Here is a 24,774-nt window from a genome sequence, read left to right on the forward strand (position 1 = left end):
TTGTCGCGTGTCGATTGATGTCGATCACTGCACGCCGTGCATCCACTTCCGGATCACCGGCGACAGCGCGATCAGCAGCAGCCCGATCGCGGTGGCGGCGAGGCCGATCGTCCAGAACACGCCGTTATAGGTGTCGAGGCTGACCTTGAGGTTGGTGACCTGTCCGCCGACCGTGTCGACGCTGGCGACCTGCGCGACGATCCCGGCGACATATTGCGCCACCGATACCGAAAGGAACCACACGCCCATCATCAGCCCGACGACCCGCGCGATCGACAGCTTGGTGATCATCGACAGCCCGACCGGCGAGATGCACAGTTCCGCGACCGAGTGGATCAGGTACAGACCGGCGAGCCACCAGATCGCGACCTTGAAGTCCGTGCCCGCGAACCGCCCGCCGAAGACGAGGAACAGGAAGCCGAACCCGACCAGCATCAGCGCGATGCCGAACTTGACCGGGATCGAGGGCTCGCGTCCTGCCGCCGCCAGCTTCGTCCACATCGCCGCCATGATCGGCGCGAAGACGACGATGAAGAAGGCGTTGAAGAACTGCGTCTGCCCCGCCGACAGCGAGAACAGTCCAAAGATCGACAGATCGGTGTTGCGGTCGGCGTAGAGCGTCAGGCTCGACCCGGCCTGTTCGAACAGCGTCCAGAACACGACGTTGAAGACGATCAGCACCATCGCGGCGAGCATCATCTGGAACTCGGCGCGCGAGCCGTTGCTGAACGACCAGATCAGGATGCCGGGCACCGCGATCAGGAAGGTGCCGAACAGCAATTTGCCCATCAGCGGCAGTGCGATGATGTAGCCGATCAGCCCGGCGCCCGCGACCGGATCGGGCGCGTTCATCAGGTTGGTGAACAGCAGGTAGAAGACCGGCACCCCGATCAGCGCGGCGGCATAGATCCCGAGCGCGCGGTCGCGCTGGCCGGGCTGTACCGGCGACTCGCCATAGCCGTTAAGCCGGCCGCCATCGAACTGGATCAGCGACCATGACGCGAGCATCCCAATCGCCGCGAGCCCGAAGCCGGCCCACCAGCCGACCATCGTCGCGAGCAGCGGGCACAGCAATTGCGACAGCGTCGAGCCGATGTTGATCCCCATGTAGAAGATCGTGAACCCGGTATCACGGCGGCGGTCGCCGACCGGATACAGCTCGCCGACCATCGTCGAGATGTTCGGCTTGAAGAAGCCGTTGCCGACCGACACCAGACAAAGTGCGAGCAGCATGACGGTCACGTAGAACGGGCTGCGCTCGCCATCCGACTGGAACCCGCCCTTGGCGACGGTGCGCTCGGGCTGGCCGTCGGCCCCGAGCAGCGCGACGGTACCGTCGTCATTGCCCTTGATTGCCAGCCGCTTCGCGCCGTCGAGTACGTAGCGGGTCTCGACGCCCTGGGCGTTCTTCTCGATCGCGACCTCGTAGCGCTGACCGTCGACGGTCGCGAACGGCTTCGCGGTCTCGCCGCCGAAGCAGAGCGTGAAATAACCGATCGCCATCAGCACCGCGCCGAACTTCACCGCGCGCTTCGAGCCCAGATATTGATCGGCGAGATAGCCGCCGATCAGCGGGGTGAGGTACACCAGCGCGGTATAGCCGCCGTACAGCCCGGTCGCCTGCCGGTCCCCGAACAGGAAATGCTGCGTCAGGTAGAGCGTGAGCAGCGCACGCATGCCGTAGAAGCCGAACCGCTCCCACATTTCGGTCGTGAACAGCCGGGCGAGCTGGCGGGGGTGGCCGAACCAGGTCGCTTCTTCGGCCGGATTGACGTGGCTGATATCCGGCTCGCGCGGGCTGTCCGCGGTTGGGGTGTCCACCATGAGGGGCAAGCTCTCCAGAATATAAGTCATCGCCCCGCGGCGTGTCGCGAGGGGACAAGGTTGCGCCGGAGACTAACGGCAAAGCCGGCGCTGTAAATATCCTGTCATATCGCCTATCCACGGTCGGGTCATGTTCAACGACCTTTCCTCGCCGCTTTCGCTGTTGACCACGCGCCGTTCGGGCAAGCCGCGCGACCTGATCGCGCCGGGGCCCGATCATGCGCAACTTGTTGAGATGATCCGCATTGCCGGACGCACCCCCGACCATGGCAAGCTGGCGCCGTGGCGGTTCGTGATCGTCGGCGATGATCGCCGTGATGCGCTCGCCGCCCTGCTGGTCGACGCCTATCGCGCGGACCGTCCCGCCGCGGGACGCGCCGAGATCGACGCGATGGAGCAGTTTGCGCGACAGGCGCCCGCGTTGGTCGTCGCTTTGTCGAGCCCGCGACCTGAGAGCCACATCCCGTTGTGGGAGCAGGAATTATCGGCGGGGGCGGCGTGCATGAATCTGCTCCACGCGGTTCATGCGCATGGGTTTGCGGGCGGGTGGCTGACTGGCTGGCCCGCCTTTTCGGATCGGGTGCGCGATGCGTTCGGGCAAGCGCCGGAGCGGATTGCAGGGTTCATGTTCGTCGGCACGCCCGGCCGCGAGCTGGACGAGCGTCCGCGCCCCGACGAGGCGCGGCTGTGGAGCGACTGGCAGGGCTGAGCGCGCCTCGACAGCCAAAGCCCCATGCTGTATTAAGGCAGCATGGCAGCGCTCAGCAACGACGACTCGCCCGTCTATCTCCGCCTGCGCAGCACGATCGCGGCGGCGATCCTGCGCGGCGAGTTCGGCGCGGGCGACCAGCTTCCCTCGGTTCGGGCGCTCGCCGCCGAACATGGCGCAAACCCGTTGACGGTGGCGAAGGCGTATCAGAGCTTTCAGGACGATGGCTATGTCGAGGTACGCCGCGGCGTCGGCATGTTCGTGCTGCCCGGCGCGGCCGAGCGACTGCGCAGCGTGGAACGCGAGGATTTCGTCGCGCAGCAATGGCCGCGGATTCGCGAGCGGATCGCGTTGCTCGATCTGGATGTCGCGGTGCTGCTGGAACGCGCGCCGGCGTGACGCTTTGATCCGGTGATGCGTGTCTTTCTTCTTCCGCTGACGCTGGGCGTCGTGCTGGCCGGGTGCCAGCGTGAGCCTGCTGCGCCGACGTCGACCCCCAGCGCTGCGACGCCGTCACCGACGCCTAGTATGGTGGCGACGCCGACAGCCGATCTGTCGGCCTATGTCGGCGAATATCCGACCGAGCCGAAGGGGGCAGCACCCAGCTTCCTGCGCCAGCCGCAAGTGCGCGAGGCGGTGGCGGCGGTGGTGCCCGACAAGCAGGTCCGTGATCTGGTGCTCGGCAGCGACGTGACCGCGACGCCGATCTCGCTGGTCGAGGGGAAACTGGTCGCGTTCGGGTGCGAGCCGCACAATTGCGGGCCGCACAACTGGGCGGTCGCGATCCGGCCGGACGGTAGCGACGCGGCGGTGTGCCTCTACGATCAGGACCGGCGCGTGGCGCGTTGGTATCCGGACAAGGCCGGGCCGGCACCGGTTAACGGGTGTCCGTCGGGGGAGTGAACAGCGTCATTGCTTCGCTACGCTCACCATGACGGCTGAACGTCAGAACGCATCTGCCGGCAGCGCGTACAGCACCGACGCATCGGCATTCGCCGCCGCTTCCAGCCCCAAAGCCTCGGGCACGATCTGCTCCAGATAGAAGGCCGCCGCGACCTTCTTGACCTGATCCGCGCCCTCGACGCGCGCCTGCCGCTCCATCAGCCACCCGCACGACGCGACCGACAGCATCGTCAGGAACGGATAGCTCGCCGCGTGGCGATCGTCGGCGTTGGCGCCCTGCAAGCGCCGCCCGACCTGCTCGCATGCGTCGATCAGCCGCACCAGCGCGGGCGCCTGCGCCTCGGCGCGCATATCCGCGATCAGGTCTGCGAACGCGCCGCCGTTCGACAGCGCCAGCTTGCGCCCAACCAGATCGGCGGCCTGGATGCCGTTGGTGCCCTCGTAGATCGGGGTGATGCGCGCATCGCGGAAGAACTGCGCCGCGCCCGTTTCCTCGACATAGCCCATCCCGCCGTGGATCTGGATGCCGAGGCTGGCGACCTCGTTGCCAATGTCGGTGGCATGCGCCTTGGCGAGCGGGGTCATCACCTCCAGCCGCTCCTTCGCGTGCGCATCGCCGAGCGTCGCGCGATCGACCTGCCCGCAGGCATAATAGACGAGCGCGCGCGCCGCCATCGTCTGCGCCTTCATCCGCAGCAGCATCCGGCGCACGTCGGCATGTTCGACGATCGCCGCCGCCTTGCCGTCACGCGCACCCTGCACGCGGTCGCGCGCATAGCCGACCGCGGCCTGCGTCGCCGCCTCCGCCGACTGCACGCCCTGTAGCCCCACGTTGAGGCGGGCGTTGTTCATCATCGTGAACATCGCGCGCATCCCGCCGAACTCGGGACCGATCAGCTCGCCGAGGCACTCGTCGTGATCGCCGAACGACAGCACGCAGGTCGGCGAGGCGTGGAGCCCCATCTTGTGCTCGATCGACACGACGCGCACATCGTTGAAGGTGCCGTCGAGCCGCACCTTCGGCACGAGGAACAAGGAGATGCCGCGCGTGCCGGCCGGCGCGTCGGGGGTGCGCGCAAGCACGAGGTGGACGATGTTCTCCGCCAGATCGTGGTCGCCGAAGCTGATGAAGATCTTGGTGCCCTTGATCGCGAACGTGCCGTCGCCACGCGGGGTAGCGGTGGTGCGCAGCGCGCCGACGTCACTGCCGGCCTGCGGCTCGGTGAGGTTCATCGTGCCGGTCCATTCGCCGGTCGCGAGCTTGGGGAGGTAGGTCGCCTGCTGCTCGGGCGAGCCGTGATGCGCCAGCGCCTCGATCGCGCCGACCGTCAGCGTCGGGCACAGCGCGAACGCCATGTTGGCGGTGCCGAGCGTCTCCAGCACCGCGGCCTGCACGACGAATGGCAAGCCCTGACCGCCCCATTGTTCGTCGACGCCGATCGTGCCCCAGCCGCCCTCGACATAGGCGCGGTAGGCTTCGGGGAAGCCGGCGGGCATTTTCACGCCCTCAGCGGTCCATTTCGCGCCGACCGTGTCGCCGGTGCGCAGCAGCGGCGCCCATTCACCGGCCGCGAATTGCGCGACGCCATCGAGCACCGCCTCGATCACGTCGGGCGAGGCGGCGGCGAAGCGGTCGGCGGCGGCGATCTCGTCCAGCCGGACGACATGGTCGAGCACGAAGCGCTGTTCGGCGGTGGCGGCGGCGAAGGGCATTTCTCTCTCTCCTGTCCAGCCGCTATAGCCGACCGCGATGCGTGCTCAAGACCCTGTCATTCGACGTTACGGCATGGCCGCCGTCGAGGAAGCCGCCGGCGTTATTCGTGCCGGCGGTATCGTCGCGGTGCCGACCGAGACCGTCTACGGACTCGCCGCCGACGCGCGTGATTCGGCGGCGGTGGCGCGCATCTATGCGGCCAAGGGGCGGCCGAGCTTCAACCCGCTGATCGTCCATGTCACCGACCTTGCCGCGGCAGAGCGGATCGCGGTGTTCGATGCGGATGCGCGCGCGCTGGCGGCGCGGTTCTGGCCGGGGCCGCTGACACTGGTGCTGCCGGTCCGGGCCGAGGCGGGGATTGCGTCGCTGGTGACGGCGGGGCTCGATACGATCGCGCTCCGCGTGCCCGCGCACCGGGCGATGCAGGCGCTGCTGGCGGCGAGCGGCGCGCCGCTGGCGGCCCCCTCCGCCAATGCGAGCAACGGGATCAGCCCGACCCGCGCGGCGCATGTCGCGGCGAGCCTCGGCGGCGCGGTGTCGCTGATCCTCGACGATGGCGCGACCGCGACGGGGGTCGAGTCGACGATCGTCGCCGGGCGGGCGATCCTGCGGCCGGGACCGGTAACGGCGGAGATGCTGGGCGAGGTGCTGCCAGTCGCGGCGGGCACGACCGCGCATGTCAGCGCGCCGGGGCAACTCGCGACGCATTATGCGCCGCGCAAGGCGCTGCGGTTGGCGGCGGCGGCGAGGGAGGCGGGGGAGTGGCTGATCGGCTTCGGCGCGGTCGAGGGGGATGACACGCTCTCGTCGACCGGAGATCTGGAAGAGGCGGCGGCGCGGTTGTTCGATGCGCTGCACCGTGCGGATGCCTGCGATCGCGAGCGGATCGCGGTCGCGCCGATCCCGGAGACGGGGATCGGCGTCGCGATCAACGATCGCCTCCGTCGCGCGGCGCATCGGTGAGGCCATCCGTTGTCCCATCGGGCACGGGAAATCCAGAAGTGCAGGTCTGGGTAAGAGTCGCGACCTCAGAGGTTCCGCCTTTTCCGAACGCACGGACGAAGTGCACCGCGGATGGGGTCGCGGCGCGACGGGAGAAAGCGACAGGCAGTTTCGTCTTGATGAGCGAATAAAGATTTTGCGTTTGAAGGCGTCTGGCTGGTCGTGCCGCGCCATCGGCGGGGCGCTTGGCTGCGGATTTTACTCCCCTGCCTTCGCGGTGATGACAGACGTTGATCCGCGGGTGACAGAAGGCTCAGCCGATCCGCTTCGACAGGAAGAAGCGCGCCTCGCCTGGCGGGTAGTCGTCGATCTGGCCGAATACGTCATAGCCGAGCTTCTCGTAGAAGCCGCGCGCCTGGAAGCTGAACGTGTCGAGCCAGATGCCGACGCAGCCGAGCCGTCGCGCTTCGGCCTCGGCGGCGAGCATCAGCGCACGTCCCTGACCCTTGCCGCGTGCCTCTGGAGGGAGAGCGAGATATTTGACGAACAGCCAGCGATAGCTCGCCTCGGCCCAAAGGCCGCCGATCGCGCTGCCGGCCTCGTCGCGCAGGACCAGCGCGACCTTGTGGCGCTCGGTGGGGCCGGCGGCGGCGTCGTTGTGCGCGGCCAGCGGCGCGAGGATCGCGTCGAGCTCGACGTCGCCGGGATTGGGGATCAGATCGATCATGTGGATGATTCCGTCATTGCGAGCGTAGCGAAGCGATCCAGGGTCCGGCGCGCGACGCTCTGGATTGCTTCGCTGCGCTCGCAATGACGGTGGTGGTGACGGGGAGTGCCGAGGGGCACGTCATGGGAGTAAATCCCATGACGTCGGACGCGCTTGCTGCGCGCCGGCCGTGCCCGCGCCTCGCTTCGCGACCGCGGCGCAGGCATGCGCCGCTGGCGCGGTCACTTCTTCCGCTTGAAATCCACTGCCACGACGTTCGAGCCGTCCTCGACCGGCGTCACGCTCGGACCGTCGTTTTCGGCCGGGTCGTGCGGGCCGGGGCCATCGCCGGGGCCTTCCTGCGCTTGGAAGCGCAGCTCGAAATTGACCGTCGGGTCGTGGAAGCCGGTGATCGCCGAATAGGGGATGACCAGCTTCGACGGCACCTGATTGAAGCTGAGGCCCACCGAGAAGCGCTCCTGATCGACCGTCAGGTCCCAGAAGCGATTCTGGAGGACGATCGTCATCTCGTCCGGGAAGCGCTCAATCAGACGCTGCGGGATGTCGACCCCCGGCGCCTGCGTCTTGAAGGTGATGTAGAAGTGGTGCTCGCCCGGCAGACCGCCCGACTCGGCCACGGTTCCCAGCACGCGCCCCACGACAGCGCGCAGGGCTTCCTGCACGATTTCGTCGTAAGGTATCAGGCTGTCGGGCAGCATATCGCTCATGGCCGCCATGGGTAGCGCGGTGCGCGCGCCGGTCAAGCATGCTTGGTAAGGTTACTCGGCAAGGTTGCCTGTGCAGCGGGGCGCGTTATGGACGACGCGATATGCGCACCGCCACGATCCGCCGCGACACTTCGGAGACGAAGGTCGCCGTCACCGTCAACCTAGACGGGACGGGGGTTTACGACGTGAAGACCGGCGTCGGCTTCTTCGACCATATGCTCGAACAGCTTTCGCGCCACGGGCTGATCGACCTGCACGTCCGCTGCGACGGCGACCTGCACATCGACGCGCATCACACCGTCGAGGACACGGCGCTGGCGATCGGCAGCGCGGTGGCGCAGGCGCTCGGCGACAAGCGCGGCATCCGTCGCTACGGCGACGCGCTGAGCCCGATGGACGAGACACTGACCCGCGTCGCGCTCGATATCTCGGGGCGGCCGTGGCTGGTGTGGCGCGCGCGCTTTTCGCAGGCGCGGCTGGGCGACATGGACACCGAGATGTTCCAGCATTTCTTCCACAGCTTTGCGCAGAACGCCGGCATCACGCTGCACATCGAGACGCTGTACGGCGACAACAATCATCACATCGCCGAAAGCATGTTCAAGGGCCTGGCGCGCGCGCTGCGGACCGCGGTCGAGATCGACCCGCGCAAGGCCGATGCGATTCCCTCGACCAAGGGGATTTTGTGACGGGGTTCCGCGCGGGCGGCGAACTGTGCGTCGTGCTGCTCAGCTACGTCCGTCCGCTCGACGAGGTGGACGTTCAGATGGCGGCGCATGTCGCGTGGCTGGAGCAAGGGTTCGGGCAGGGCGTGTTCCTCGTCGCGGGACGGCGCGCGCCGCGCACCGGCGGGGTGATCGTGATGCGCGGCGCGCGTGAGGCGGTCGAGCAGGTGGTCGCGACCGATCCGTTCGTGACCAGCGGCGTCGCGACCGCCGAGGTCGTGCCGTTCAGCGCCAGCTTCGCCGCCACCGAGCTGCATGGGTGGCTGGCATGACGCTCGCGCTGATCGACTATCAGGCCGGCAATCTCCACTCGGTCGAGAATGCGTTGCGCGCGGCGGGCTGCACCGATCTGACCGTCACCGCCGATCCCGAAGTGGTGCGACGCGCCGATCGCATCGTGCTGCCCGGCGTCGGCGCGTTCGGCGCCTGCGCGGCGAACCTGCGCGCGGTTCCGGGGATGGTCGCGGCGCTGGAGGAGCGGGCGCTCGCGCAGGGCGCGCCGTTCCTCGGCATCTGCGTCGGGATGCAATTGCTCGCCGAGACCGGCGAGGAGCTTGGCGTCCACAAGGGACTCGGCTGGATCGCGGGCAAAGTGCGCCGCATCGATCCGGCGGGCAGCGACGCCAAGGTGCCGCACATGGGCTGGAACGACGTGGTGCCGACCGCCGGCCACCCGCTGATCGTCCCCGGTGAGGCCTATTTCCTGCACAGCTACGGCTTCACCGGCGACGGCGTGGTCGCGACCACCGACCATGCCGGGCCGGTGACCGCCGCGGTCGCGCGCGACACGGTGCTGGGCGTGCAATTCCACCCCGAAAAGAGCCAGCGCTATGGTTTGGCGCTGCTCGAAAGGTTTCTGTCATGGCGTCCCTGATCGTCTTTCCCGCGATCGACCTCAAAGGCGGGCAGGTCGTCCGGCTCGCCGAGGGCGATATGGCGCGCGCAACCGTCTATGGCGACGATCCCGCCGCGCAGGCACGCGCCTTTGCCGAAGCGGGCGCGACGCACCTGCACGTCGTCGATCTCGACGGTGCGTTCGCGGGCGAGAGCGTCAACGGCGACGCGGTGCGCGGGATCGTCGCGGCGTTTCCGGGCAAGGTGCAGCTCGGCGGCGGCATCCGCACGCCCGAAGCGGTCGCGGCGTGGCTCGCGCTCGGCGTCGCGCGGGTGGTGATCGGCACCGCCGCGCTGGAGCAGCCACAGTTCGTCCGTGACATGGCGGCGCGCTATCCCGGCCAGATTGTCGTCGCGGTCGATGCGCGTGACGGGATGGTCGCGACCAAGGGCTGGGCGGAGGTCTCGACCACCAGCGTCGCCGATCTCGCGCGACAATTCGAGGACGCGGGCGTCGCGGCGGTATTGTTCACCGATGTCGGGCGCGACGGGCTGCTCAAGGGCTGCAATGTCGCCGCGACCGTCGCGCTGGCGCGTGAGGTACGCATCCCGGTGATCGCCAGCGGTGGGGTCGCGGATATCGACGACATCCACCAGCTCGCCGCGCACGCCGATGAGGGGGTAGAAGGGGTCATCACCGGGCGCGCCTTGTATGACGGTCGGCTCGACCTCGGTGACGCCCTGCGGGTGGCGGGGCGCTGAGCGGCGTGAGGGCGGGGCGTATCGGGGCGGTGCTGGCGCGCGCCGACCGCTTCCTGCTGCTGCTGATCGCGACCGTCGCGCTCGCCGCGGTGCTGCCGGCGCGGGGTGAGGCGGCGGTGTGGGTCGAGCATGGCACTACCGTCGCGGTGGCGCTGCTGTTCCTGCTGTACGGTGCGCGGCTCGCGCCGCAGGCGATCTGGGCCGGGCTCGCGCAATGGCGGTTGCAGCTGCTGGTGTTCGCCAGCACCTTCCTGCTGTTCCCGTTGATCGGTCTCGGCGTCGCGGCGGCGACGCATGCGTGGCTGCCCGCCCCGATCGTCACCGGGTTGCTGTATCTTTGTCTGCTGCCGTCGACCGTCCAGTCGTCGATCGCCTTTACCTCGATCGCGCGCGGCAACGTGCCCGCGGCGCTGTGCAGCGCGTCGCTGTCGAACCTCGTCGGGGTAATCATCACGCCGCTGCTCGTCGCGCAGTTGCTCGCGACTGCCAGCGGCGGGCTGTCGCTCGACGCGTTGCGCGACATCGCGTTGCAAATCCTGCTGCCGTTCGTCGTCGGACAGGCGATCAGGCCTTGGGCGCAGGGGTGGCTGCTCGCGCATCCGTTGCTGACCAAGGTGGTCGATCGCGGATCGGTGCTGGTGGTCGTCTATGCCGCGTTCGGCGCGGGCGTGGTCGCGGGGCTGTGGCACCATGTCTCGCCGCTGACGCTGGTGGCGATCGTGCTCGTCTCGCTGGTGATCCTCGCGATCGTGATCGGCGCGATGACTTTGGCGTCGCGCGCACTTGGATTTACGGTGCCCGACGAGATCGCGACCGTCTTCTGCGGATCGAAGAAGAGCATGGCGAGCGGCATTCCGATGGCCGCGATCCTGTTTCCGGCGCACAGCGTCGGGCTGATCGTGCTGCCGCTGATGATCTTCCATCAGGTGCAGTTGTTCGTCTGCGCGTGGCTGGCGCGGCGCTATGCGGAACGGGCGGACCGCACCGACTGACGAGGCCGTTGGGTGCGCTGAGGCGGCGTGATAGCGTGGGTGGATGATCGCCGCCCTGCTGTCGCTTGCCGCTGCCACGACCGCCCCGACGATCGAGGAGGTCCGGCAATTGCCGCCCGCGCAGGCTGGCGCGCTGGCGTTGGCCGATTATCAGCACGGCCTCATCGCAGAGGTGCACCAGCTTCCGCGCGGCCTGCTCGCGCCCGGCGTGGCTGAGCTGGAGATGATCGAGCGCGGCGTACCGTTCGCGCTCGGCGGATGTCTCCGCCAGCGCTGGATCGTTGCGTTTCGCCGCGACCCTGCCGTGCCGACGGACCCGCAGCGGCTGTATAGTGTGCAACCGCAGCCGCAGATCGCCCTTCGCAATGGAGGCTGCGCGACCGCAGACTACGTCGGCGTCAATCACGGCATCGAGCCGGCCACCGCGCTGATCGAACTCGCGCGAGTGCAGGCGTGGCGACACGGACGCCGCGCGCCGCATTATCGATGTATCGACCGGACGACCTCGGGAATGTGCGCCGACCCAATCGGGCCGGCTCGCGAAGTGGCGCGATTGCGGCCGTGGATGATCTCGCGGGATGGCGACGGCTTTTCGATATGGTTCGGTCAGCCCGGCAGCATGGTGACGATACTCCGCTACCGCCCCGACGATCCTGCGAGCGCATCGGTCGAGCGGCGCTTCCCCGCGCCGTTCTGACGCCCTTGCCCCGCCGCCGCCGCACGGGCATGAGCCGCGCATGACCGTTCGCGCCCGTGTGATCCCGTGCCTCGACGTTGCCGGCGGGCGCGTCGTCAAAGGCGTCAATTTCGTCGATCTGGTCGATGCCGGCGATCCCGTCGAGCAGGCGCGCGCCTATGACGCGGCGGGGGCGGACGAACTCTGCTTCCTCGACATCACCGCCAGCCATGAGGCGCGCGGCACGATCCTCGACGTCGTGCGGCGGACCGCGGCGGTGTGCTTCATGCCGCTGACCGTCGGCGGCGGGGTGCGCACCGCCGAGGATGCGCGCGCGTTGCTGCTGGCGGGGGCGGACAAGGTCGCGGTCAATTCCGCCGCGGTGGCGCGGCCCGAGGTGGTCGCGGATATCGCCGAACGCTTCGGAAGCCAGTGCTGCGTCGCGAGCGTCGATGCGCGGCGCGTCGGAGATGGCTGGGAGGTGTTTACGCACGGCGGGCGGCGCGCGACCGGGATCGACGCGGTCGAACACGCGCTGCGGCTGGCCGAGCTGGGCGCGGGCGAGTTGCTGGTGACCTCGATGGACCGCGACGGGACCAAAGGGGGCTACGACCTCGCGCTGATCCGCGCGATCGCCGACCGCACCGCGGTGCCGGTGGTAGCGAGCGGCGGGGTCGGGTCGCTGGACGATCTGGTCGCGGGGGTGGTCGAGGGGCATGCCTCGGCGGTGCTGGCGGCGTCGATCTTCCACTTCGGGCAGGCGACGGTGGCCGAGGCGCATGAGGCGCTGGCGGCGGCAGGGGTGCCGGTGCGGGCGCCTTTAGCTTAAGCGGTGACGTTCGCTGCGGTAAAGCGTAGCGACGTTGAATGTCTCTACTTGGTGGAAAGCTGCCATCAGGGTGCTACTACGAAGCGGCCTCCGATGAACGACCTCAACACCGGCTTAAACGGTTCAACGCCGCTGTCGGCTTCGTAGGTGCGGATTGCCGAACGTCCCGCGCCATCCGTCAGGAAGTCAGGTCTGCCACGACTCGAGAGTTCCACCACTTTGCGAACGCCTGTGTCGCTGACCTGCCAGACACGCACCCGATAAGCCGAGCCGCTGCTCCACAACGAGAACACAAGGTCGTCTTGGTCTCGACTGAACAGCCCCATGGGGACATCACCGATAGCTTCGCTGAAGTCGATCGGCTGGGCGCATGAGGAAACGCATTTGATCCGAATGTCGTAGCCGGTGCTGGCGCTTTCTTCGACCGCCACTGAAAAGGTCGAGCGCTCGCCATTGACCCGTAGGGAAGCGACGGGCGGAACGGTGCTCGCCAAGAGTGCAGGGACGGCTATCAACAGGCAACGCATGTCCCCATAATACCGGGAAAGGGTACGTCCGCTACTGGGCGTAAGCCGACATCCTAGCCCGCTTAGCTCTCGCGAGAATGAATGAGTTGGCAAACCACGCGCAAAACACGTCGTTTCCCTGATCCGTTCACAGCCACGCCGCCCCCGCATGTTCCCCCAGCCGCGGACTCGGCCGGTCCGCCACCGCGCGCGCGCCATCAAAGCGGATCGGCGAGGCGAGGCCGGGGATGCCGGCCATCGCCAGCTGCATCCCGCGCGCGATCACCTGCGGGTCGGCGAAGACCTGATCGATGCGGTTGACCGGGCCGACTGGCACCCCCGCCGCCTCCAGCGCGGCGAGCAGGTCGGCGCTGCGCCACAGGACGGTGCGCGCGACCAGCAGCGGGAGCAACGCGGCGCGGTTCGCCACACGCGCCGGGTTGGTCGCGAAGCGCGCGTCCTCCGCCAGCGCCGGCACCGCCAGCACCGCGCACAGCTTCGCGAACTGGCGATCGTTGCCGACCGCGACGATCAGGTCGCCGTCGCCGGTCGGGAAGCTCTGGTACGGGGCGAGATTGGGGTGGCCGTTGCCGAAGCGCTGCGGCACCACGCCGCTCGCCATCCAGTTGAGCGCCTGATTGGCGAGCACCGCGACCTGCGTGTCGAGCAGCGCCATGTCGATATGCGTGCCGGTGCCGCTCGATGCCCGCGCGACCACCGCGGCGAGGATCGCGACCGTCGCATAGACGCCGGTGAACAGATCGGCGTGCGCGACGCCGCCCTTCTGCGGCGGACCGTCGGGCTCGCCGGTGATCGACATCATCCCGCCCATGCCCTGGATGATGAAGTCGTAGCCGGCGCGCTGCGCATAGGGGCCGTCCTGCCCGAAGCCGGTGATCGAACAGACGATCAGCCGTGGGTTGGCGGCGCGCAGGGCCGCGGGGGCGAGCCCGTATTTGACGAGGCCGCCGACCTTGTAATTCTCGATCACCACGTCCGCACCGGCCGCCAGTGTCCGGACCTGCGCCTGTCCTTCGGGGGTGGCGATATCGATCGCGACCGAGCGCTTGCCGCGGTTGCAGGCGTGATAATAGGCGGCCGAGCCGCGCTCGCCGGGCGTGTCGGCGACGAACGGTGGGCCCCAGTGGCGGGTGTCGTCACCCTCGCCGGGGCGCTCGACCTTGATGACGTCGGCGCCGAGGTCGGCGAGCAACTGCCCGGCCCACGGCCCGGCGAGGATGCGCGCGAGTTCGAGGACGCGCAGGCCGGCGAGGGGGCGGTTTGTCATGGGTGTGGTTTAGAGCAGCGAGCACCAGATCAAAACCGTTCGCACCGAGCTTGTCGAAGTGCGTGTCTCGGACGCGTCGCCCGACGCACGTGCTTCGACAAGCTCAGCACGAACGGGTGGGTGGTTTGCGGGCAGCGAGCCTTGAACAGTCCTGGTCCCGCCGCCTAAGACGCCGCCGACCACAGATGAAAAGGCACCTCTCATGAAGACCCGCGCCGCCGTCGCGTTCGAGGCGAAGAAGCCGCTGGAGATCGTCGAGCTGGATCTCGAAGGCCCCAAGGCGGGCGAGGTGCTGGTGGAGATCATGGCGACCGGCATCTGCCACACCGATGCCTATACGCTCGACGGGCTGGACAGCGAGGGGCTGTTCCCCAGCGTGCTCGGTCACGAAGGCTGCGGCGTGGTTCGAGAGGTCGGCGCTGGCGTGACCAGCGTGGCGCCGGGCGATCACGTCATCCCGCTCTACACCCCCGAATGTCGCCAGTGTAAGTCGTGCCTCAGCGGCAAGACCAACCTGTGCACCGCGATCCGCGCGACGCAAGGCAAGGGGCTGATGCCCGACGGCACGACGCGCTTCAGCTACAAGGGGCAGCCGATCTACCATTATATGGGCTGCTCGACCTTCTCGAACTTCACGGTGCTGCCCGAGATCGCGGTGGCGAAGATCCGCCCCGACGCGCCGTTCGACACCAGCTGCTATATCGGCTGCGGCGTCACCACCGGGGTGGGCGCGGTGGTCAACACCGCCAAGGTCGAGGTCGGCGCGACGGTGATCGTGTTCGGGCTCGGCGGGATCGGGCTCAACGTCATCCAGGGCGCGAAGCTGGCCGGCGCGGCGCGGATCGTCGGGGTCGACATCAACCCCGATCGCGAAGCGTGGGGGCGGCAGTTCGGGATGACCGACTTCGTCAACCCCAAGGACGTCGGCGACGTCGTCCAGCATCTGGTCGCGCTGACCGATGGCGGGGGCGATTATACGTTCGACTGCACCGGCAACACCGTCGTGATGCGGCAGGCGCTGGAGAGCGCGCACCGCGGCTGGGGCGAGTCGATTGTGATCGGCGTCGCCGAGGCGGGGAAGGAGATCAGCACGCGGCCGTTCCAGCTCGTCACCGGGCGCGTCTGGAAGGGTACCGCGTTCGGCGGCGCGCGCGGGCGGACCGATGTGCCGAAGATCGTCGACTGGTATATGAACGGGATGATCCAGATCGACCCGATGATCACGCATCGGCTGACGCTGGACGAGATCAACAAGGGCTTCGACCTGATGCATGCCGGCGAGAGCATCCGCAGCGTCGTGGTCTACTGAGGAAGGGGATGACGATGTTCAGTCATGTGATGGTCGGATCGAACGACGTGGCGCGGTCGAAGGTATTTTACGACGCGCTGTTCGCGGTGCTGGGCGCGGGCACGGGGCGGCAGGACGACAAGGGCCGCGTCATGTACGCGCACGACGGCGCGCTGTTCATGATCACTCGCCCGATCGATGGCGCGCCGGCGTGCCATGCCAATGGCGGGACGATCGGCTTCCGCATGAGCGGACCGGAGCAGGCGCAGGCGTGGCACGACGCGGGCGTCGCTAACGGCGGCACCGCGATCGAGGACGCGCCGGGGGTGCGCACCAGCCCGTTCGGGCAGCTCTACCTCGCCTATCTTCGCGACCCGGACGGCAACAAACTGTGCGGCGCGTATCGCGTGCCGGCGTGATATACTTTTGCACCGTCATCCCGGCGTTGGCCGGGATCCAGGGTGCCGCGCACCAATAGGCTTGGGCACTTGCGGAGACGTGGATCCCGGCCTGCGCCGGGATGACGGAAGGAAGAAAAACCGATGATCGAAACCGTCTCCACCGCCCGCGCGCATGGCGGGACGCAGGGCGTGTACCGCCACCGCTCGACCTCGACCGGCACCGACATGACCTTCTCGGTCTATGTCCCCGAACATGCGCCGGGCGCGACGCTGCCGGTGGTCTGGTATCTGTCGGGGCTGACCTGCACCCACGCCAATGTCACCGACAAGGGCGAGTTCCGCCGCGCCTGCGCCGAGCACGGGCTGATCTTCGTCGCGCCCGACACCAGCCCGCGCGGTGACGACGTGCCCGATGAGGACGCGTGGGATTTCGCCAAGGGCGCGGGCTTCTACGTCGACGCGACGGAGGCGCCTTGGGCGACGTATTATCGCATGTGGACCTATGTCACCGCGGAACTGCCCGCGCTGGTCGAGGCGAATTTTCCCGCCGACATGACGCGCCAGTCGATCATGGGGCATTCGATGGGCGGCCACGGCGCGCTGACCATCGCATTGCGACACCCGGAGCGGTTCCGCGCCGTCTCCGCCTTCGCCCCGATCGTCGCGCCGACGCAGGTGCCGTGGGGCAACGCGCTCGACCGCTATCTGGGCGACGACATGGCCGCGAAGCGCCGCCACGACGCGGTCGCGCTGATCGAGGACGGAGCGCGCGTGCCGGAAATACTGGTCGATCAGGGCGATGCCGATTCGTTTCTCGCCGAGCAACTCCGCCCGGAACTGCTCGCCTCGGCCTGCGCCGATGCCGGGATCGACCTGACGTTGCGGATGCAACCGGGCTACGATCACAGCTATTACTTCATCTCGACCTTCATGGCCGATCATCTGGCGTGGCACGCGGCGCGGCTGCGCGCTTGACGCAAGCGTACAGGGCGGGGCATCAGCCCCCATGCCCGATCGCCTGACCGCCGACCCGCACCACATGAAGCGTCGCGGATTGTTGTTCGTCCTGTCCTCGCCGTCCGGCGCGGGGAAGTCGACGATCGCGCGGATGCTGCTCGCCAGCGAGCCCGAACTGTCGCTCTCGGTATCCGCCACCACCCGCGCGATCCGCAAGGGCGAGGAAGACGGTCGCGATTATCACTTCGTCTCGCTGGAGAAATTCCGCGAGATGGTCGCGAATCACGAATTCCTCGAATGGGCGCACGTCTTCGACCAGCGCTACGGCACGCCGCGCGCGCCGGTCGACGCGATGCTGTCGGACGGCAAGGACGTGCTGTTCGATATCGATTGGCAGGGCGCGCAGCAGCTTCACCAGATCGCGGGCGGCGATGTGGTGCGCGTGTTCATCCTGCCGCCATCGATGGAGGAACTCCGCCGACGGCTCGAAGGCCGCGGCACCGACGCGCAGGAGATCATCGAGCGCCGCATGAGCCGCGCCGATGCCGAAATCAGCCACTGGGACGGCTATGACTATGTGCTGGTCAACGACGATGTCGAGAGCTGCTACGCCAAGGTGAAGACGATCCTCGCCGCCGAACGGCTGAAGCGCTCGCGCCAGACCGGGCTGATCGGGTTCATCCGCAAGCTGCGCACGCCGGCGGGTTAAAGGCGAGGGACGTCATTCCCGCGAAGGCGGGGAAGCGTGACACGCAGCTGTTCGCAACAGCCATTGACGTCACAAGTCCTGGATTTCCGTCGGCGCGGGAACGACGGGCAGTGCAATTAGCTTGGCCGCTTCCTCGCCACCGTGCCGCGCAAAGAACCTGTCATCCGGTTGTTCGGTCGACAGATGTGGATCGACGGCTGACAGGCGATCCCGATGATGGAGCAGCGCGTGACATCGCCGCCGACCCGACAGGCGCGGCAAACGCGCTTCACGTCCGTGCAGGAGGTCGGCACTGCGAGTGCGAGCGCCATCATCATGAGCATCCCCGTGTCCCTCCGACATGTCGGTCAGACCTGATTGTCGTTACGAAATCATAACGACAACGAGAGGTTCAGTCGAGGTCGAGCAGCGTGAGGAATCGCGCCGCGGCGTCGTAATCATGCTGTTTGCCCGCGCGCGCCTGCGTGGCGAGCGTATCCTCGCCCCAGCGTTCGGCCTGCCAGTCTTCGTCGACCATCGCCGCCCGCCACAGCGCGTCGGCAGCAACGGCACGCTCAGCCAGCGCCAGCGCGCCCACCAGCGTGCCGGTCAGCGTGACCAGCGGCGACAATGGCGCGAGATGGAAGGCGTCGCGACTCGCCACCGCTTCGCCCAGCCGCGCGACGGTTGCGCGCGGCTGCGCGCGGTGCATCACGCCGGTGACGATCTCGAAATGCACGTCATAGCGGTCGCGCGCCCAGTCGAGCAGCGGGTTCCACGCCGCCGCCTGACGCGCAACCAGCTCGGCGGGCGCGTCGGCCCGATAGCAGAGCAGGTCGCTTTCGGCATAGGCGGCCAGCCCGGTGCCAAAAGCCTCGGGAGCCGGGGCGATACGATCGATCGCGGCATTGGCAAGCCCGGTCAGTGGCATCGCGCGCGGGTCGAGCGTCTCGCCGACCGCGCGCCATTCATCTGCGACCGCTTCGGCGAGGGCGGCGGTGGGCAGCGCGAGCGGCGCGCGCCCCGGCGTCCGCACCGGGCGCGCGTCGAGCCGGATCGCGCGGTCGGTATCAACCGTCACCTCGGTCCAGAAACGCTTCACTTCGGACTCCTCCACCGCCGGGCCAGCGCGCGCGGCACGGTGGCGATCATCCACAGCGCGCTGACGACGATCGCCACCCCGAGCAGCTTCGCCGGGAGCGCCTGCGCCCGCCCGAGCAACACCACGCCGAGCAGCGCGCCAGCGGTCCCCGCCAGCCGCGTCGCGACGATCGCCGCCCAGCGTGCGCGCGCCGGATCGCTCATGCCGCCAGACACTGGCGCAGATCGGCACAGCGGTGCGCGATACGCTCCGCTCCCGCCTGCCACAGCGTCTCCTCGCGGTGATAGCCCCAGCTCACGCCGATCGCGCGCGCACCTGCCGCACGTGCCATCGCCATGTCGAAAGTGGTGTCGCCGATCATTGCGGTCATATGGGGCAGCGCGCCGGCCTGCGCCATCGCGGCGTGGAGCATCGCGGGGTCGGGCTTGGAGGGATGCCGATCGGCGGTCTGCAACGTGACAAAGCGGTCGGTCAGGCCGTAGATCGCCAGCACATGCGCAAGGCCGCGATCCGACTTGCCGGTCGCGACGCCGAGCAACCAGCCGTCCGCCGCCAACGCGTCGAGCGCCGTGACCAGCCCGTCATACAGCGGCTCTTCGTCCAGTTCGCCGTCCTCGCGCATCCGGCGGAAGATCACCTTGTACGCATCGGTGAGCGCCAGATGCACCGCCGGGTCGAGATCGGGCGCCAGCAGCGCCATCGCTTCAACGAGACTCAACCCGACAATCGCGCGAATCGCCGGGCGCGGCGGGGCGATCAGCCCTAGCGCGGCGAAGGCACGTTCCATGGCACGGCAGATGTTGGCCAGACTGTCGACGAGCGTGCCGTCGCAATCGAAGACGGCGAGTCGGATGGGCATGAACCGCCTGTTAGTCGGCGAAGCGTGGGAGGCAAGCGGCGAGGCGCGCGTTAACGTCTTCGTGACGGACCGAAGCTATGGTTAATCGCGCACGGACGCCGGGGGGCGTGCGCAACTTTAGCTGGAGCCGAGGGGCGGGTAATGATCGAAGCCGTTGCACTAACGTATGGAATGCTGCTGAGTTTCGTGCTGACGGGCGCGTCTCGCAATCGCAAGCTGGAGCGAGCGAACCCGCCGATGCTCAACTATATCGGCTATGTGCTGTTCGGGATCACTTGTTCGGTGGCGCTGATGGCCGCGACCTACGCCGCCTGGGGCGTTATCACCGATTCGGCGATGGCGATCTGACCAAAGTCTCCCCGTCATTGCGTGGTTACGCTCGCAATGACGGATCAGCCGCTCACCCGCGCTTGCGCGCCTGCGCATAGGTGCCCAGCACGCGGACCCATTTCGCGTGGAAGCCCAGTTCCTCCATCGCGCGGTCGAACGCCGGGTCGCCGGGTCGCCCCTCGACATCGCAATAGAATTCGGTCGCCGCGAAGCTGCCGCCGCGCTGGTAGCTTTCCAGCTTGGTCATGTTGACGCCGTTGGTGGCGAACCCGCCCATCGCCTTGTAGAGCGCGGCGGGAACGTTCTTCACCTCGAAGATGAAGGTCGTCATCCACGGCCCTTCGCCCGACAGGGGCCGCGCCCCGCGTGCCAGCGTGACGAAGCGCGTGGTGTTGTGATCGGCATCGGCGATGTCGGTCGCGAGAAGTTCCAGCCCGTAGATCGCCGCCGCACCCGGCGGGGCCAGCGCCGCCACCGCCGGGTCGCGCAGCTCCGCCACCACCGCCGCCGCGCCAGCGGTGTCGGGGTAATTGACCGGCGCGATGCCGTGCGCCTTCAGCCAGTGACGGCATTGCCCCAGCGCCTGCGGATGGCTCATCGCCTGCCGCACGCCGTCGCGCGGGCCGCAGCCGATCAGCGCGTGGCGGATCGCGAGGAAGTGCTCGCCGGTGATGACCAGCCCGGATTCGGGCAGCAGGAAGTGCATGTCGGCGACGCGGCCGTGCAGCGAATTCTCGATCGGGATGATCGCGCAATCTGCCGCGCCGGTCTTCACCGCATCCAGCGCATCCTCGAAACTGAAGCAGGGTAGCGGCAGCGCGTCGGGGAACGTCTCCTGCACCGCGACATGGCTGTTGGCGCCCGGCGCGCCCTGGAACGCGACCGCGCGCGCCGGCTCGGCGGCGGCGGCGGCGGCCATGGCGGCGACGATCGGGCGGGCAGGGGCGGCGTAACTTTGCATGGCCGCGTGGCCTAGAAGAGCATGCCGCGCCGCTCAAGCGCTTGCGATGCGCGGGAGCCCTTTCTATGGAACGCTGAAGGAAGAGGGGCGAAACGGCGACATGGACGATCGGACCAACACGATTTTCGGCTGGGCGCTGGCGGCGGCGGGGACGGCCTTGGGGCTGTCGATCGCGGGCGGCATGCTGTTCCACGGCGAGCGCCCCGAGAAGCCGGGCTATGCGATCGAGGGCGTCGAGGAAGCCGGCGGCGGCGGCGCGGCCGAGGTGCCGATCGCCTCGCTGCTGGGCAGCGCCGATCCGGCCAAGGGGGCCGAGGTCTTCAAGAAGTGCGCGGCCTGCCACACGATCAACCAGGGTGGCGCGAACGGCATCGGGCCGAACCTGTACGCAACGCTGGGCGAGCCGATCGGGCAGGGCAAGGGCGGCTTCGCCTTCTCCGATGCGCTGAAGAGCGTCGGCGGCAACTGGGACTTCGACAAGATGAACGCGTGGCTGACCAGCCCGCGCAAGTTCGCCAATGGCACGAAGATGACCTTCGCCGGACTCGGCAACCCGCAGGACCGCGCGAACATCATCGCCTATCTGAACCAGCAGGGTTCGAACCTGCCGCTGCCGGCTGCGCCGGCGGCTGGCGCGGCGGCACCGACCGATCCGGTGGTGGCGAACGTCACCGAAGCGACCAAGGGCGACACCGCCGATCTCGCAAACACCGGCACGCCGGCCTCGGGCGCGCCCTCGGTCGATCCGGCTGCGAAGGAAGACAAGGGGCTCGGCGTCGTACCGCCGGCCAAGCAGTAAACGTCCTGTCATTGCGAGCATAGCGAACTGATCCAGGGCGTGCTGATCCGGCCCTGGATTGCTTCGCTACGCTCGCAATGACATTTGTTCTGTCGTCGCCCCGAACCTGATCCGGCGCGACGTACTATGAGAGGCCGTGCTCGCCCCGTTCGTTCTGAGCTTGTCGAAGGACATGTGCCGCGCGCTTTCGGCGTGGCGTTGCGATCACCCCGCCGCCAGCCACGCCGCGACCTGCGCCGCGATCGGCGCGAACACGCGGTCGTCCGCCCCCGCCGCCGGCGGCTGCCCCGCATCCGAGGCGGTGCGGATCGCAATGTCGAGCGGAACGCGCCCCAGAAACGGTATCCCCGCCGCACGCGCCGCCGCCTCCGCGCCGCCGTGGCCGAACGGATCGGATATCTCGCCGCAATGCGGGCAGGCATAGCCGGCCATATTCTCGACCAGCCCGATGATCGGCACCCCCGCCTTCTCGAACAGGTCAATCGCACGGCGCGCGTCGATCAGCGCGAGATCCTGCGGGGTCGAGACGATCACCGCGCCGGCCGGGCGATGCTTCTGGACCATCGTCAGCTGCACGTCGCCGGTGCCGGGCGGCAGGTCGACCACCAATGTATCGGTCGCGCCCCAGTCGGCGTCGATCAATTGCCCCAAAGCACCCGCCGTCATCGGCCCGCGCCATGCGATCGCGCGGCCCGGCTCCACCAGCTGGCCCATCGACAGCAGCGGCACGCCGTAAGGCGTTGCGACCGGCAGCAACACTTTGTCGCGCGCCTCGGGGCGCGTGCCCTCGACCGCCATCAGCCGCGGCTGCGATGGGCCGTAGATATCGGCATCGACCAGGCCGGTGCGCCGCCCGGCCCTGGCCAGCGCGATCGCGAGATTCGCAGACAGCGTCGACTTGCCGACCCCGCCCTTGCCGCTGGCGACCGCGATGATCCGGCGCGCGACGCGCTCGGCGGTGACGACGGTGCGCACCTCGTAGCCTGGGCGTGCCGCCGCCATCCGCACGCTCGCTTCCAGCGCGTCACGCGCCGGTGCGTCGAGCCCGGCGGCGTCGATCACGACGCCGATCCGTTGCCCCTCGATTCGCACGGTCGCGCGGGTTCCGGCCACCGCGGCGACGGCTGCTGCCACATCTTTCTCGTCCATGGTGGCGATCCGTAGGCGCGTGCAGGCCGCTTGCCACTGTTTTTCGTGAACAGCGCACCTATAAAGACCACATGACCATCCTGCGACGCTGGCTCCGGCGCCCGATCATCCTTGCTGCCGACAATAATGGACCGTGGGGAGGCGGCGGCGATGACAGTGCCGGCCCGCGCAATCCGTGGTCGGTGCCGCCGGGTGGCCGGCGTGCGTCGGGAAAGCCGACCGCGCTCGATGAATTTCTCAAGAAGACTCGCGGCGGTGGTGGCGGGGGGGGCGGCGGCCGTCCGCAATTGCCGCTGGGCGCGTCGGCGCGCAGCCTGTGGCTGATCGGCGTCGGCCTGCTCGTCGCGATCTGGCTGCTGCTGACGTCCTTTCACCAGATCGGGCCGCAGCAGCGCGGGGTCGTCACCTACTTCGGCAAATATTCGGGGATGCTGGAGCCCGGCATCCGCGTCACCTTGCCCGCGCCGATCGTCAACGTGACCAAGGTCGACGTCGAGCAGGTGCGCACCGACGAATTCCCGCAGGACGGCGGAGAGACGGTGTTGACCGGTGACCAGAACATTATCGATCTCGCCTATACGGTGCGCTGGCGCGTGTCCGATCCGCGCAATTACGTGTTCGAGATCAAGGACCCGCAGGAAACCGTGCGCGCGACCGCCGAAAGCGCGATGCGTGCGGTGCTGGCCACCACACGGATGAACGACGCGATCGGCGCGGGCCGCGGGCTGATCGAGGCGCGCGTGACGCAGGTGATGCAGCAGATCCTCGACAGCTATCAGGCCGGGGTGCGCGTGCAGGGTGTGTCGATCAAGCAGGCGTCGCCGCCGGCGGCGCTGGTCGACGACTTCAACGCCGTCACCGCCGCGCAGCAGGAAGCGGTCGGCAACCTCAACAACGCGCGCAGCTATTCGCAGCAGGTGATCGCGCGCGCGCAAGGCGAGGCGTCGGCTTTCGACCAGGTCTATGCGCAATATCGCCTCGCTCCCGAGGTGACGCGCCGCCGCATGTATTACGAGACGATGGAGGCCGTGCTGGCCAAGACCGACAAGACGATCGTCGAGACGCCGGGTGTGACGCCGTATCTGCCGCTCGACCGTGCGCGCAAGCTGGTCGAGCCGACGCAAGGAGCCTCGACCGCGCCTGCCGCTCCGGCTCAGGGAGGGCAGCGCTGATGGGTCAGCTGACGCGTAATCCGATCGCGATCGGAATGCTGGCACTGGTGCTGGCGATTATTGCCGCCGCGACCTTCGCGATCGTGCCGGAGACGCAGCAGGCGGTGGTGCTGCGGCTCAACAATCCGGTGCGGCTGGTCAACCAGTGGCAGCCGGGCCAGATGATCGGCAACACCGGCGCGGGCGTGATCGCGCGGATACCCTTCATCGACAAGATCGTCTGGGTCGACAAGCGCGTGCTCGATGCCGATCTCGACAACACGTTGGTGCTGTCAACCGATCAGCTGCGGCTCAACGTTGACGCCTATGCGCGCTTTCGTATCGTCGATCCGCTCAAGGCGGTGACCTCGACCGGCAGCACCTCGAACACCGAGGAGCGCGTCGCGGATCAGTTGCGGCCGCTGCTCGGCACCGCGCTGCGCAACGAACTCGGCAAGGTGCCGTTCGCGGTGCTGCTCAGCCCGGAGCGCGGCGCGGTGATGGATGCGATCCAGAATTCGTTGCAGGGGTCGGCCCGCCAGTACGGCGCGGAGATCGTCGACGTGCGAATCAAGCACGCCGACCTGCCCGAAGGGAGCCCGCTCGAAAGCGCGCTCCAGCGGATGCGCACCGCGCGCCAGCAGGAGGCGAACACGATCCGCGCACAGGGGCAGAAGCAGGCGCAGATCGTTCGCGCCGAAGCCGACGCGCAGGCAGCGCGCATCTATGCCGAAGCCTTCAGCAAGGATGCTGATTTCTATGACTTCTATCGCGCGATGCAGAGCTATCGTCACACGTTCGGGGCGGATGGTCAGGCGCAGCCGGAAGGTTCGACCAATATCATCATGAGCCCGAACAATGGCTATCTTCGTGCGTTCGAGGGTGGCGGTCGTTAATCGGCGATGAGCGAGACGTTCATATTCAAACGCCGTTCATCGCGATTGCTGCACA

Annotated in this window: 30 protein-coding genes; 19 read left to right on the forward strand and 11 right to left on the reverse strand. The window is 68.1% G+C overall.

Annotated features, from left to right (window positions below):
• Positions 1-24 precede the first annotated feature (24 nt).
• Complete coding sequence (locus ACI2JO_RS12795; RefSeq protein WP_404721076.1) at positions 25-1,824, reverse strand: peptide MFS transporter; 1,800 nt, start codon at positions 1,822-1,824, stop codon at positions 25-27.
• A gap of 130 nt (positions 1,825-1,954) precedes the next feature.
• Between ACI2JO_RS12795 and ACI2JO_RS12800 the strand changes: the two genes are divergently transcribed.
• The 3 genes from ACI2JO_RS12800 to ACI2JO_RS12810 are packed head-to-tail and all read left to right on the forward strand — an operon-like array spanning position 1,955 to position 3,436.
• Complete coding sequence (locus tag ACI2JO_RS12800; RefSeq protein WP_404721077.1) at positions 1,955-2,533, forward strand: nitroreductase; 579 nt, start codon at positions 1,955-1,957, stop codon at positions 2,531-2,533.
• 42 nt (positions 2,534-2,575) lie between these two features.
• Positions 2,576-2,932 (forward strand): GntR family transcriptional regulator, encoded by a 357-nt coding sequence (locus ACI2JO_RS12805; RefSeq protein WP_404721078.1) that lies wholly within the window; start codon positions 2,576-2,578, stop codon positions 2,930-2,932.
• A 15-nt stretch (positions 2,933-2,947) separates the two neighbouring features.
• Positions 2,948-3,436 carry a hypothetical protein gene (locus tag ACI2JO_RS12810; RefSeq protein WP_404721079.1) on the forward strand — a complete coding sequence of 163 codons (489 nt, stop codon included), beginning with the start codon at positions 2,948-2,950 and terminating at the stop codon, positions 3,434-3,436.
• A gap of 42 nt (positions 3,437-3,478) precedes the next feature.
• On the opposite strand, the gene ACI2JO_RS12815 is transcribed toward ACI2JO_RS12810, so the two are convergent.
• The gene (locus ACI2JO_RS12815; protein ID WP_404721080.1) at positions 3,479-5,149 is read right to left on the reverse strand and encodes an acyl-CoA dehydrogenase; all 1,671 of its coding nucleotides are present in this window, start codon (positions 5,147-5,149) and stop codon (positions 3,479-3,481) included.
• A gap of 73 nt (positions 5,150-5,222) precedes the next feature.
• On the opposite strand from ACI2JO_RS12815, the gene ACI2JO_RS12820 reads away from it, so the two are divergent.
• Positions 5,223-6,113 carry an L-threonylcarbamoyladenylate synthase gene (locus ACI2JO_RS12820; RefSeq protein ID WP_404721081.1) on the forward strand — a complete coding sequence of 297 codons (891 nt, stop codon included), beginning with the start codon at positions 5,223-5,225 and terminating at the stop codon, positions 6,111-6,113.
• 292 nt (positions 6,114-6,405) lie between these two features.
• On the opposite strand, the gene ACI2JO_RS12825 is transcribed toward ACI2JO_RS12820, so the two are convergent.
• Both ACI2JO_RS12825 and ACI2JO_RS12830 read right to left on the reverse strand, forming a co-directional pair.
• The gene (locus tag ACI2JO_RS12825; RefSeq protein ID WP_404721082.1) at positions 6,406-6,819 is read right to left on the reverse strand and encodes a GNAT family N-acetyltransferase; all 414 of its coding nucleotides are present in this window, start codon (positions 6,817-6,819) and stop codon (positions 6,406-6,408) included.
• A gap of 221 nt (positions 6,820-7,040) precedes the next feature.
• Complete coding sequence (locus tag ACI2JO_RS12830; RefSeq protein WP_028966722.1) at positions 7,041-7,526, reverse strand: SspB family protein; 486 nt, start codon at positions 7,524-7,526, stop codon at positions 7,041-7,043.
• Positions 7,527-7,627: 101 nt separating this feature from the next.
• On the opposite strand from ACI2JO_RS12830, the gene hisB reads away from it, so the two are divergent.
• Genes hisB through hisF form a run of 7 tightly spaced genes read left to right on the forward strand, consistent with a single transcriptional unit; the run spans position 7,628 to position 12,344 of the window.
• Entirely contained in the window at positions 7,628-8,215 is a 588-nt protein-coding gene (hisB, locus tag ACI2JO_RS12835; protein ID WP_404721083.1) for an imidazoleglycerol-phosphate dehydratase HisB, read from the forward strand.
• Entirely contained in the window at positions 8,212-8,523 is a 312-nt protein-coding gene (locus ACI2JO_RS12840) for a YciI family protein (protein ID WP_404721084.1), read from the forward strand. The genes hisB and ACI2JO_RS12840 overlap by 4 nt, the downstream gene beginning before the upstream one ends.
• Positions 8,520-9,125 carry an imidazole glycerol phosphate synthase subunit HisH gene (gene hisH, locus ACI2JO_RS12845; RefSeq protein WP_404721085.1) on the forward strand — a complete coding sequence of 202 codons (606 nt, stop codon included), beginning with the start codon at positions 8,520-8,522 and terminating at the stop codon, positions 9,123-9,125. The genes ACI2JO_RS12840 and hisH overlap by 4 nt, the downstream gene beginning before the upstream one ends.
• Positions 9,113-9,847 (forward strand): 1-(5-phosphoribosyl)-5-[(5-phosphoribosylamino)methylideneamino]imidazole-4-carboxamide isomerase, encoded by a 735-nt coding sequence (gene hisA, locus ACI2JO_RS12850; RefSeq protein ID WP_404721086.1) that lies wholly within the window; start codon positions 9,113-9,115, stop codon positions 9,845-9,847. The genes hisH and hisA overlap by 13 nt, the downstream gene beginning before the upstream one ends.
• Before the next feature lie 5 nt (positions 9,848-9,852).
• Positions 9,853-10,839 (forward strand): bile acid:sodium symporter family protein, encoded by a 987-nt coding sequence (locus ACI2JO_RS12855; RefSeq protein ID WP_404721087.1) that lies wholly within the window; start codon positions 9,853-9,855, stop codon positions 10,837-10,839.
• A 43-nt stretch (positions 10,840-10,882) separates the two neighbouring features.
• Positions 10,883-11,536, forward strand: coding sequence for a hypothetical protein (locus ACI2JO_RS12860; RefSeq protein WP_404721088.1), 654 nt, complete (start codon positions 10,883-10,885; stop codon positions 11,534-11,536).
• Positions 11,537-11,576: 40 nt separating this feature from the next.
• Positions 11,577-12,344, forward strand: coding sequence for an imidazole glycerol phosphate synthase subunit HisF (gene hisF / locus ACI2JO_RS12865; RefSeq protein WP_404721089.1), 768 nt, complete (start codon positions 11,577-11,579; stop codon positions 12,342-12,344).
• A gap of 65 nt (positions 12,345-12,409) precedes the next feature.
• On the opposite strand, the gene ACI2JO_RS12870 is transcribed toward hisF, so the two are convergent.
• Positions 12,410-12,871, reverse strand: coding sequence for a hypothetical protein (locus ACI2JO_RS12870; RefSeq protein ID WP_404721090.1), 462 nt, complete (start codon positions 12,869-12,871; stop codon positions 12,410-12,412).
• A 127-nt stretch (positions 12,872-12,998) separates the two neighbouring features.
• A complete protein-coding gene (locus ACI2JO_RS12875) occupies positions 12,999-14,138 on the reverse strand; it encodes a CaiB/BaiF CoA transferase family protein (RefSeq protein WP_404721091.1) in 1,140 nt (379 codons plus the stop codon).
• A gap of 202 nt (positions 14,139-14,340) precedes the next feature.
• Here ACI2JO_RS12875 and ACI2JO_RS12880 point away from each other — a divergent pair, with 202 nt between their 5' ends.
• From ACI2JO_RS12880 to gmk, 4 genes are all read left to right on the forward strand, one after another.
• Entirely contained in the window at positions 14,341-15,447 is a 1,107-nt protein-coding gene (locus ACI2JO_RS12880) for an S-(hydroxymethyl)glutathione dehydrogenase/class III alcohol dehydrogenase (RefSeq protein WP_404721092.1), read from the forward strand.
• Between the two features lie 14 nt (positions 15,448-15,461).
• Positions 15,462-15,845 (forward strand): VOC family protein, encoded by a 384-nt coding sequence (locus ACI2JO_RS12885; protein WP_404721153.1) that lies wholly within the window; start codon positions 15,462-15,464, stop codon positions 15,843-15,845.
• Between the two features lie 123 nt (positions 15,846-15,968).
• A complete protein-coding gene (gene fghA, locus ACI2JO_RS12890) occupies positions 15,969-16,802 on the forward strand; it encodes an S-formylglutathione hydrolase (RefSeq protein ID WP_404721093.1) in 834 nt (277 codons plus the stop codon).
• A gap of 31 nt (positions 16,803-16,833) precedes the next feature.
• The gene (gene gmk / locus ACI2JO_RS12895; protein WP_404721094.1) at positions 16,834-17,493 is read left to right on the forward strand and encodes a guanylate kinase; all 660 of its coding nucleotides are present in this window, start codon (positions 16,834-16,836) and stop codon (positions 17,491-17,493) included.
• Between the two features lie 391 nt (positions 17,494-17,884).
• Here the strand turns inward: gmk and ACI2JO_RS12900 are convergent, their stop codons facing one another.
• The 3 genes from ACI2JO_RS12900 to ACI2JO_RS12910 are packed head-to-tail and all read right to left on the reverse strand — an operon-like array spanning position 17,885 to position 19,433.
• Positions 17,885-18,574, reverse strand: coding sequence for an ATP12 family chaperone protein (locus ACI2JO_RS12900; RefSeq protein ID WP_404721095.1), 690 nt, complete (start codon positions 18,572-18,574; stop codon positions 17,885-17,887).
• A complete protein-coding gene (locus ACI2JO_RS12905) occupies positions 18,571-18,777 on the reverse strand; it encodes a hypothetical protein (RefSeq protein WP_404721096.1) in 207 nt (68 codons plus the stop codon). Before ACI2JO_RS12905 ends, ACI2JO_RS12900 begins: the two co-directional genes overlap by 4 nt.
• Positions 18,774-19,433, reverse strand: a complete 660-nt coding sequence (locus ACI2JO_RS12910) for an HAD-IA family hydrolase (protein WP_404721097.1) — start codon at positions 19,431-19,433, stop codon at positions 18,774-18,776. Before ACI2JO_RS12910 ends, ACI2JO_RS12905 begins: the two co-directional genes overlap by 4 nt.
• A 141-nt stretch (positions 19,434-19,574) precedes the next feature.
• On the opposite strand from ACI2JO_RS12910, the gene ACI2JO_RS12915 reads away from it, so the two are divergent.
• Complete coding sequence (locus tag ACI2JO_RS12915) at positions 19,575-19,781, forward strand: hypothetical protein (protein WP_404721098.1); 207 nt, start codon at positions 19,575-19,577, stop codon at positions 19,779-19,781.
• A 52-nt stretch (positions 19,782-19,833) separates the two neighbouring features.
• On the opposite strand, the gene ACI2JO_RS12920 is transcribed toward ACI2JO_RS12915, so the two are convergent.
• Positions 19,834-20,724: a prephenate dehydratase gene (locus tag ACI2JO_RS12920; RefSeq protein ID WP_404721099.1), complete on the reverse strand. Its 891-nt coding sequence runs from the start codon at positions 20,722-20,724 to the stop codon at positions 19,834-19,836.
• Positions 20,725-20,824: 100 nt separating this feature from the next.
• On the opposite strand from ACI2JO_RS12920, the gene ACI2JO_RS12925 reads away from it, so the two are divergent.
• Positions 20,825-21,523: a c-type cytochrome gene (locus ACI2JO_RS12925; protein WP_404721154.1), complete on the forward strand. Its 699-nt coding sequence runs from the start codon at positions 20,825-20,827 to the stop codon at positions 21,521-21,523.
• A 204-nt stretch (positions 21,524-21,727) separates the two neighbouring features.
• Here ACI2JO_RS12925 and ACI2JO_RS12930 read toward each other — a convergent pair whose 3' ends face one another.
• Positions 21,728-22,672 (reverse strand): Mrp/NBP35 family ATP-binding protein, encoded by a 945-nt coding sequence (locus ACI2JO_RS12930; protein WP_404721100.1) that lies wholly within the window; start codon positions 22,670-22,672, stop codon positions 21,728-21,730.
• 71 nt (positions 22,673-22,743) lie between these two features.
• On the opposite strand from ACI2JO_RS12930, the gene hflK reads away from it, so the two are divergent.
• Positions 22,744-23,844 (forward strand): protease modulator HflK, encoded by a 1,101-nt coding sequence (gene hflK / locus ACI2JO_RS12935; RefSeq protein WP_404721101.1) that lies wholly within the window; start codon positions 22,744-22,746, stop codon positions 23,842-23,844.
• Positions 23,844-24,719, forward strand: coding sequence for a protease modulator HflC (gene hflC, locus ACI2JO_RS12940; RefSeq protein WP_404721102.1), 876 nt, complete (start codon positions 23,844-23,846; stop codon positions 24,717-24,719). The genes hflK and hflC overlap by 1 nt, the downstream gene beginning before the upstream one ends.
• Positions 24,720-24,774: the final 55 nt, after the last annotated feature.

It is taken from the genome of Sphingomonas sp. NPDC079357, from assembly GCF_044901155.1.
Taxonomy (GTDB): Bacteria; Pseudomonadota; Alphaproteobacteria; order Sphingomonadales; family Sphingomonadaceae; genus Sphingomonas.

What these genes read in the sequence shown, in the direction of transcription:
- ACI2JO_RS12810 (WP_404721079.1), top strand. Translation starts at nt 2,948, where the DNA reads ATGCGTGTCTTTCTTCTTCCGCTGACGCTGGGCGTCGTGCTGGCCGGG.
- ACI2JO_RS12925 (WP_404721154.1), top strand. Translation starts at nt 20,825, where the DNA reads ATGGACGATCGGACCAACACGATTTTCGGCTGGGCGCTGGCGGCGGCG.
- hisA (WP_404721086.1), top strand. Translation starts at nt 9,113, where the DNA reads ATGGCGTCCCTGATCGTCTTTCCCGCGATCGACCTCAAAGGCGGGCAG.
- ACI2JO_RS12875 (WP_404721091.1), bottom strand. Translation starts at nt 14,138, where the DNA reads ATGACAAACCGCCCCCTCGCCGGCCTGCGCGTCCTCGAACTCGCGCGC.
- ACI2JO_RS12795 (WP_404721076.1), bottom strand. Translation starts at nt 1,824, where the DNA reads ATGGTGGACACCCCAACCGCGGACAGCCCGCGCGAGCCGGATATCAGC.
- ACI2JO_RS12880 (WP_404721092.1), top strand. Translation starts at nt 14,341, where the DNA reads ATGAAGACCCGCGCCGCCGTCGCGTTCGAGGCGAAGAAGCCGCTGGAG.
- hisB (WP_404721083.1), top strand. Translation starts at nt 7,628, where the DNA reads ATGCGCACCGCCACGATCCGCCGCGACACTTCGGAGACGAAGGTCGCC.
- ACI2JO_RS12910 (WP_404721097.1), bottom strand. Translation starts at nt 19,433, where the DNA reads ATGCCCATCCGACTCGCCGTCTTCGATTGCGACGGCACGCTCGTCGAC.
- hisF (WP_404721089.1), top strand. Translation starts at nt 11,577, where the DNA reads ATGACCGTTCGCGCCCGTGTGATCCCGTGCCTCGACGTTGCCGGCGGG.
- ACI2JO_RS12805 (WP_404721078.1), top strand. Translation starts at nt 2,576, where the DNA reads ATGGCAGCGCTCAGCAACGACGACTCGCCCGTCTATCTCCGCCTGCGC.
- fghA (WP_404721093.1), top strand. Translation starts at nt 15,969, where the DNA reads ATGATCGAAACCGTCTCCACCGCCCGCGCGCATGGCGGGACGCAGGGC.
- hflC (WP_404721102.1), top strand. Translation starts at nt 23,844, where the DNA reads ATGGGTCAGCTGACGCGTAATCCGATCGCGATCGGAATGCTGGCACTG.
- ACI2JO_RS12825 (WP_404721082.1), bottom strand. Translation starts at nt 6,819, where the DNA reads ATGATCGATCTGATCCCCAATCCCGGCGACGTCGAGCTCGACGCGATC.
- gmk (WP_404721094.1), top strand. Translation starts at nt 16,834, where the DNA reads ATGCCCGATCGCCTGACCGCCGACCCGCACCACATGAAGCGTCGCGGA.
- ACI2JO_RS12820 (WP_404721081.1), top strand. Translation starts at nt 5,223, where the DNA reads ATGGCCGCCGTCGAGGAAGCCGCCGGCGTTATTCGTGCCGGCGGTATC.
- hflK (WP_404721101.1), top strand. Translation starts at nt 22,744, where the DNA reads ATGACCATCCTGCGACGCTGGCTCCGGCGCCCGATCATCCTTGCTGCC.
- ACI2JO_RS12915 (WP_404721098.1), top strand. Translation starts at nt 19,575, where the DNA reads ATGATCGAAGCCGTTGCACTAACGTATGGAATGCTGCTGAGTTTCGTG.
- ACI2JO_RS12800 (WP_404721077.1), top strand. Translation starts at nt 1,955, where the DNA reads ATGTTCAACGACCTTTCCTCGCCGCTTTCGCTGTTGACCACGCGCCGT.
- ACI2JO_RS12885 (WP_404721153.1), top strand. Translation starts at nt 15,462, where the DNA reads ATGTTCAGTCATGTGATGGTCGGATCGAACGACGTGGCGCGGTCGAAG.
- ACI2JO_RS12870 (WP_404721090.1), bottom strand. Translation starts at nt 12,871, where the DNA reads ATGCGTTGCCTGTTGATAGCCGTCCCTGCACTCTTGGCGAGCACCGTT.
- ACI2JO_RS12930 (WP_404721100.1), bottom strand. Translation starts at nt 22,672, where the DNA reads ATGGACGAGAAAGATGTGGCAGCAGCCGTCGCCGCGGTGGCCGGAACC.
- ACI2JO_RS12920 (WP_404721099.1), bottom strand. Translation starts at nt 20,724, where the DNA reads ATGCAAAGTTACGCCGCCCCTGCCCGCCCGATCGTCGCCGCCATGGCC.
- ACI2JO_RS12860 (WP_404721088.1), top strand. Translation starts at nt 10,883, where the DNA reads ATGATCGCCGCCCTGCTGTCGCTTGCCGCTGCCACGACCGCCCCGACG.
- ACI2JO_RS12830 (WP_028966722.1), bottom strand. Translation starts at nt 7,526, where the DNA reads ATGAGCGATATGCTGCCCGACAGCCTGATACCTTACGACGAAATCGTG.
- ACI2JO_RS12905 (WP_404721096.1), bottom strand. Translation starts at nt 18,777, where the DNA reads ATGAGCGATCCGGCGCGCGCACGCTGGGCGGCGATCGTCGCGACGCGG.
- ACI2JO_RS12815 (WP_404721080.1), bottom strand. Translation starts at nt 5,149, where the DNA reads ATGCCCTTCGCCGCCGCCACCGCCGAACAGCGCTTCGTGCTCGACCAT.
- hisH (WP_404721085.1), top strand. Translation starts at nt 8,520, where the DNA reads ATGACGCTCGCGCTGATCGACTATCAGGCCGGCAATCTCCACTCGGTC.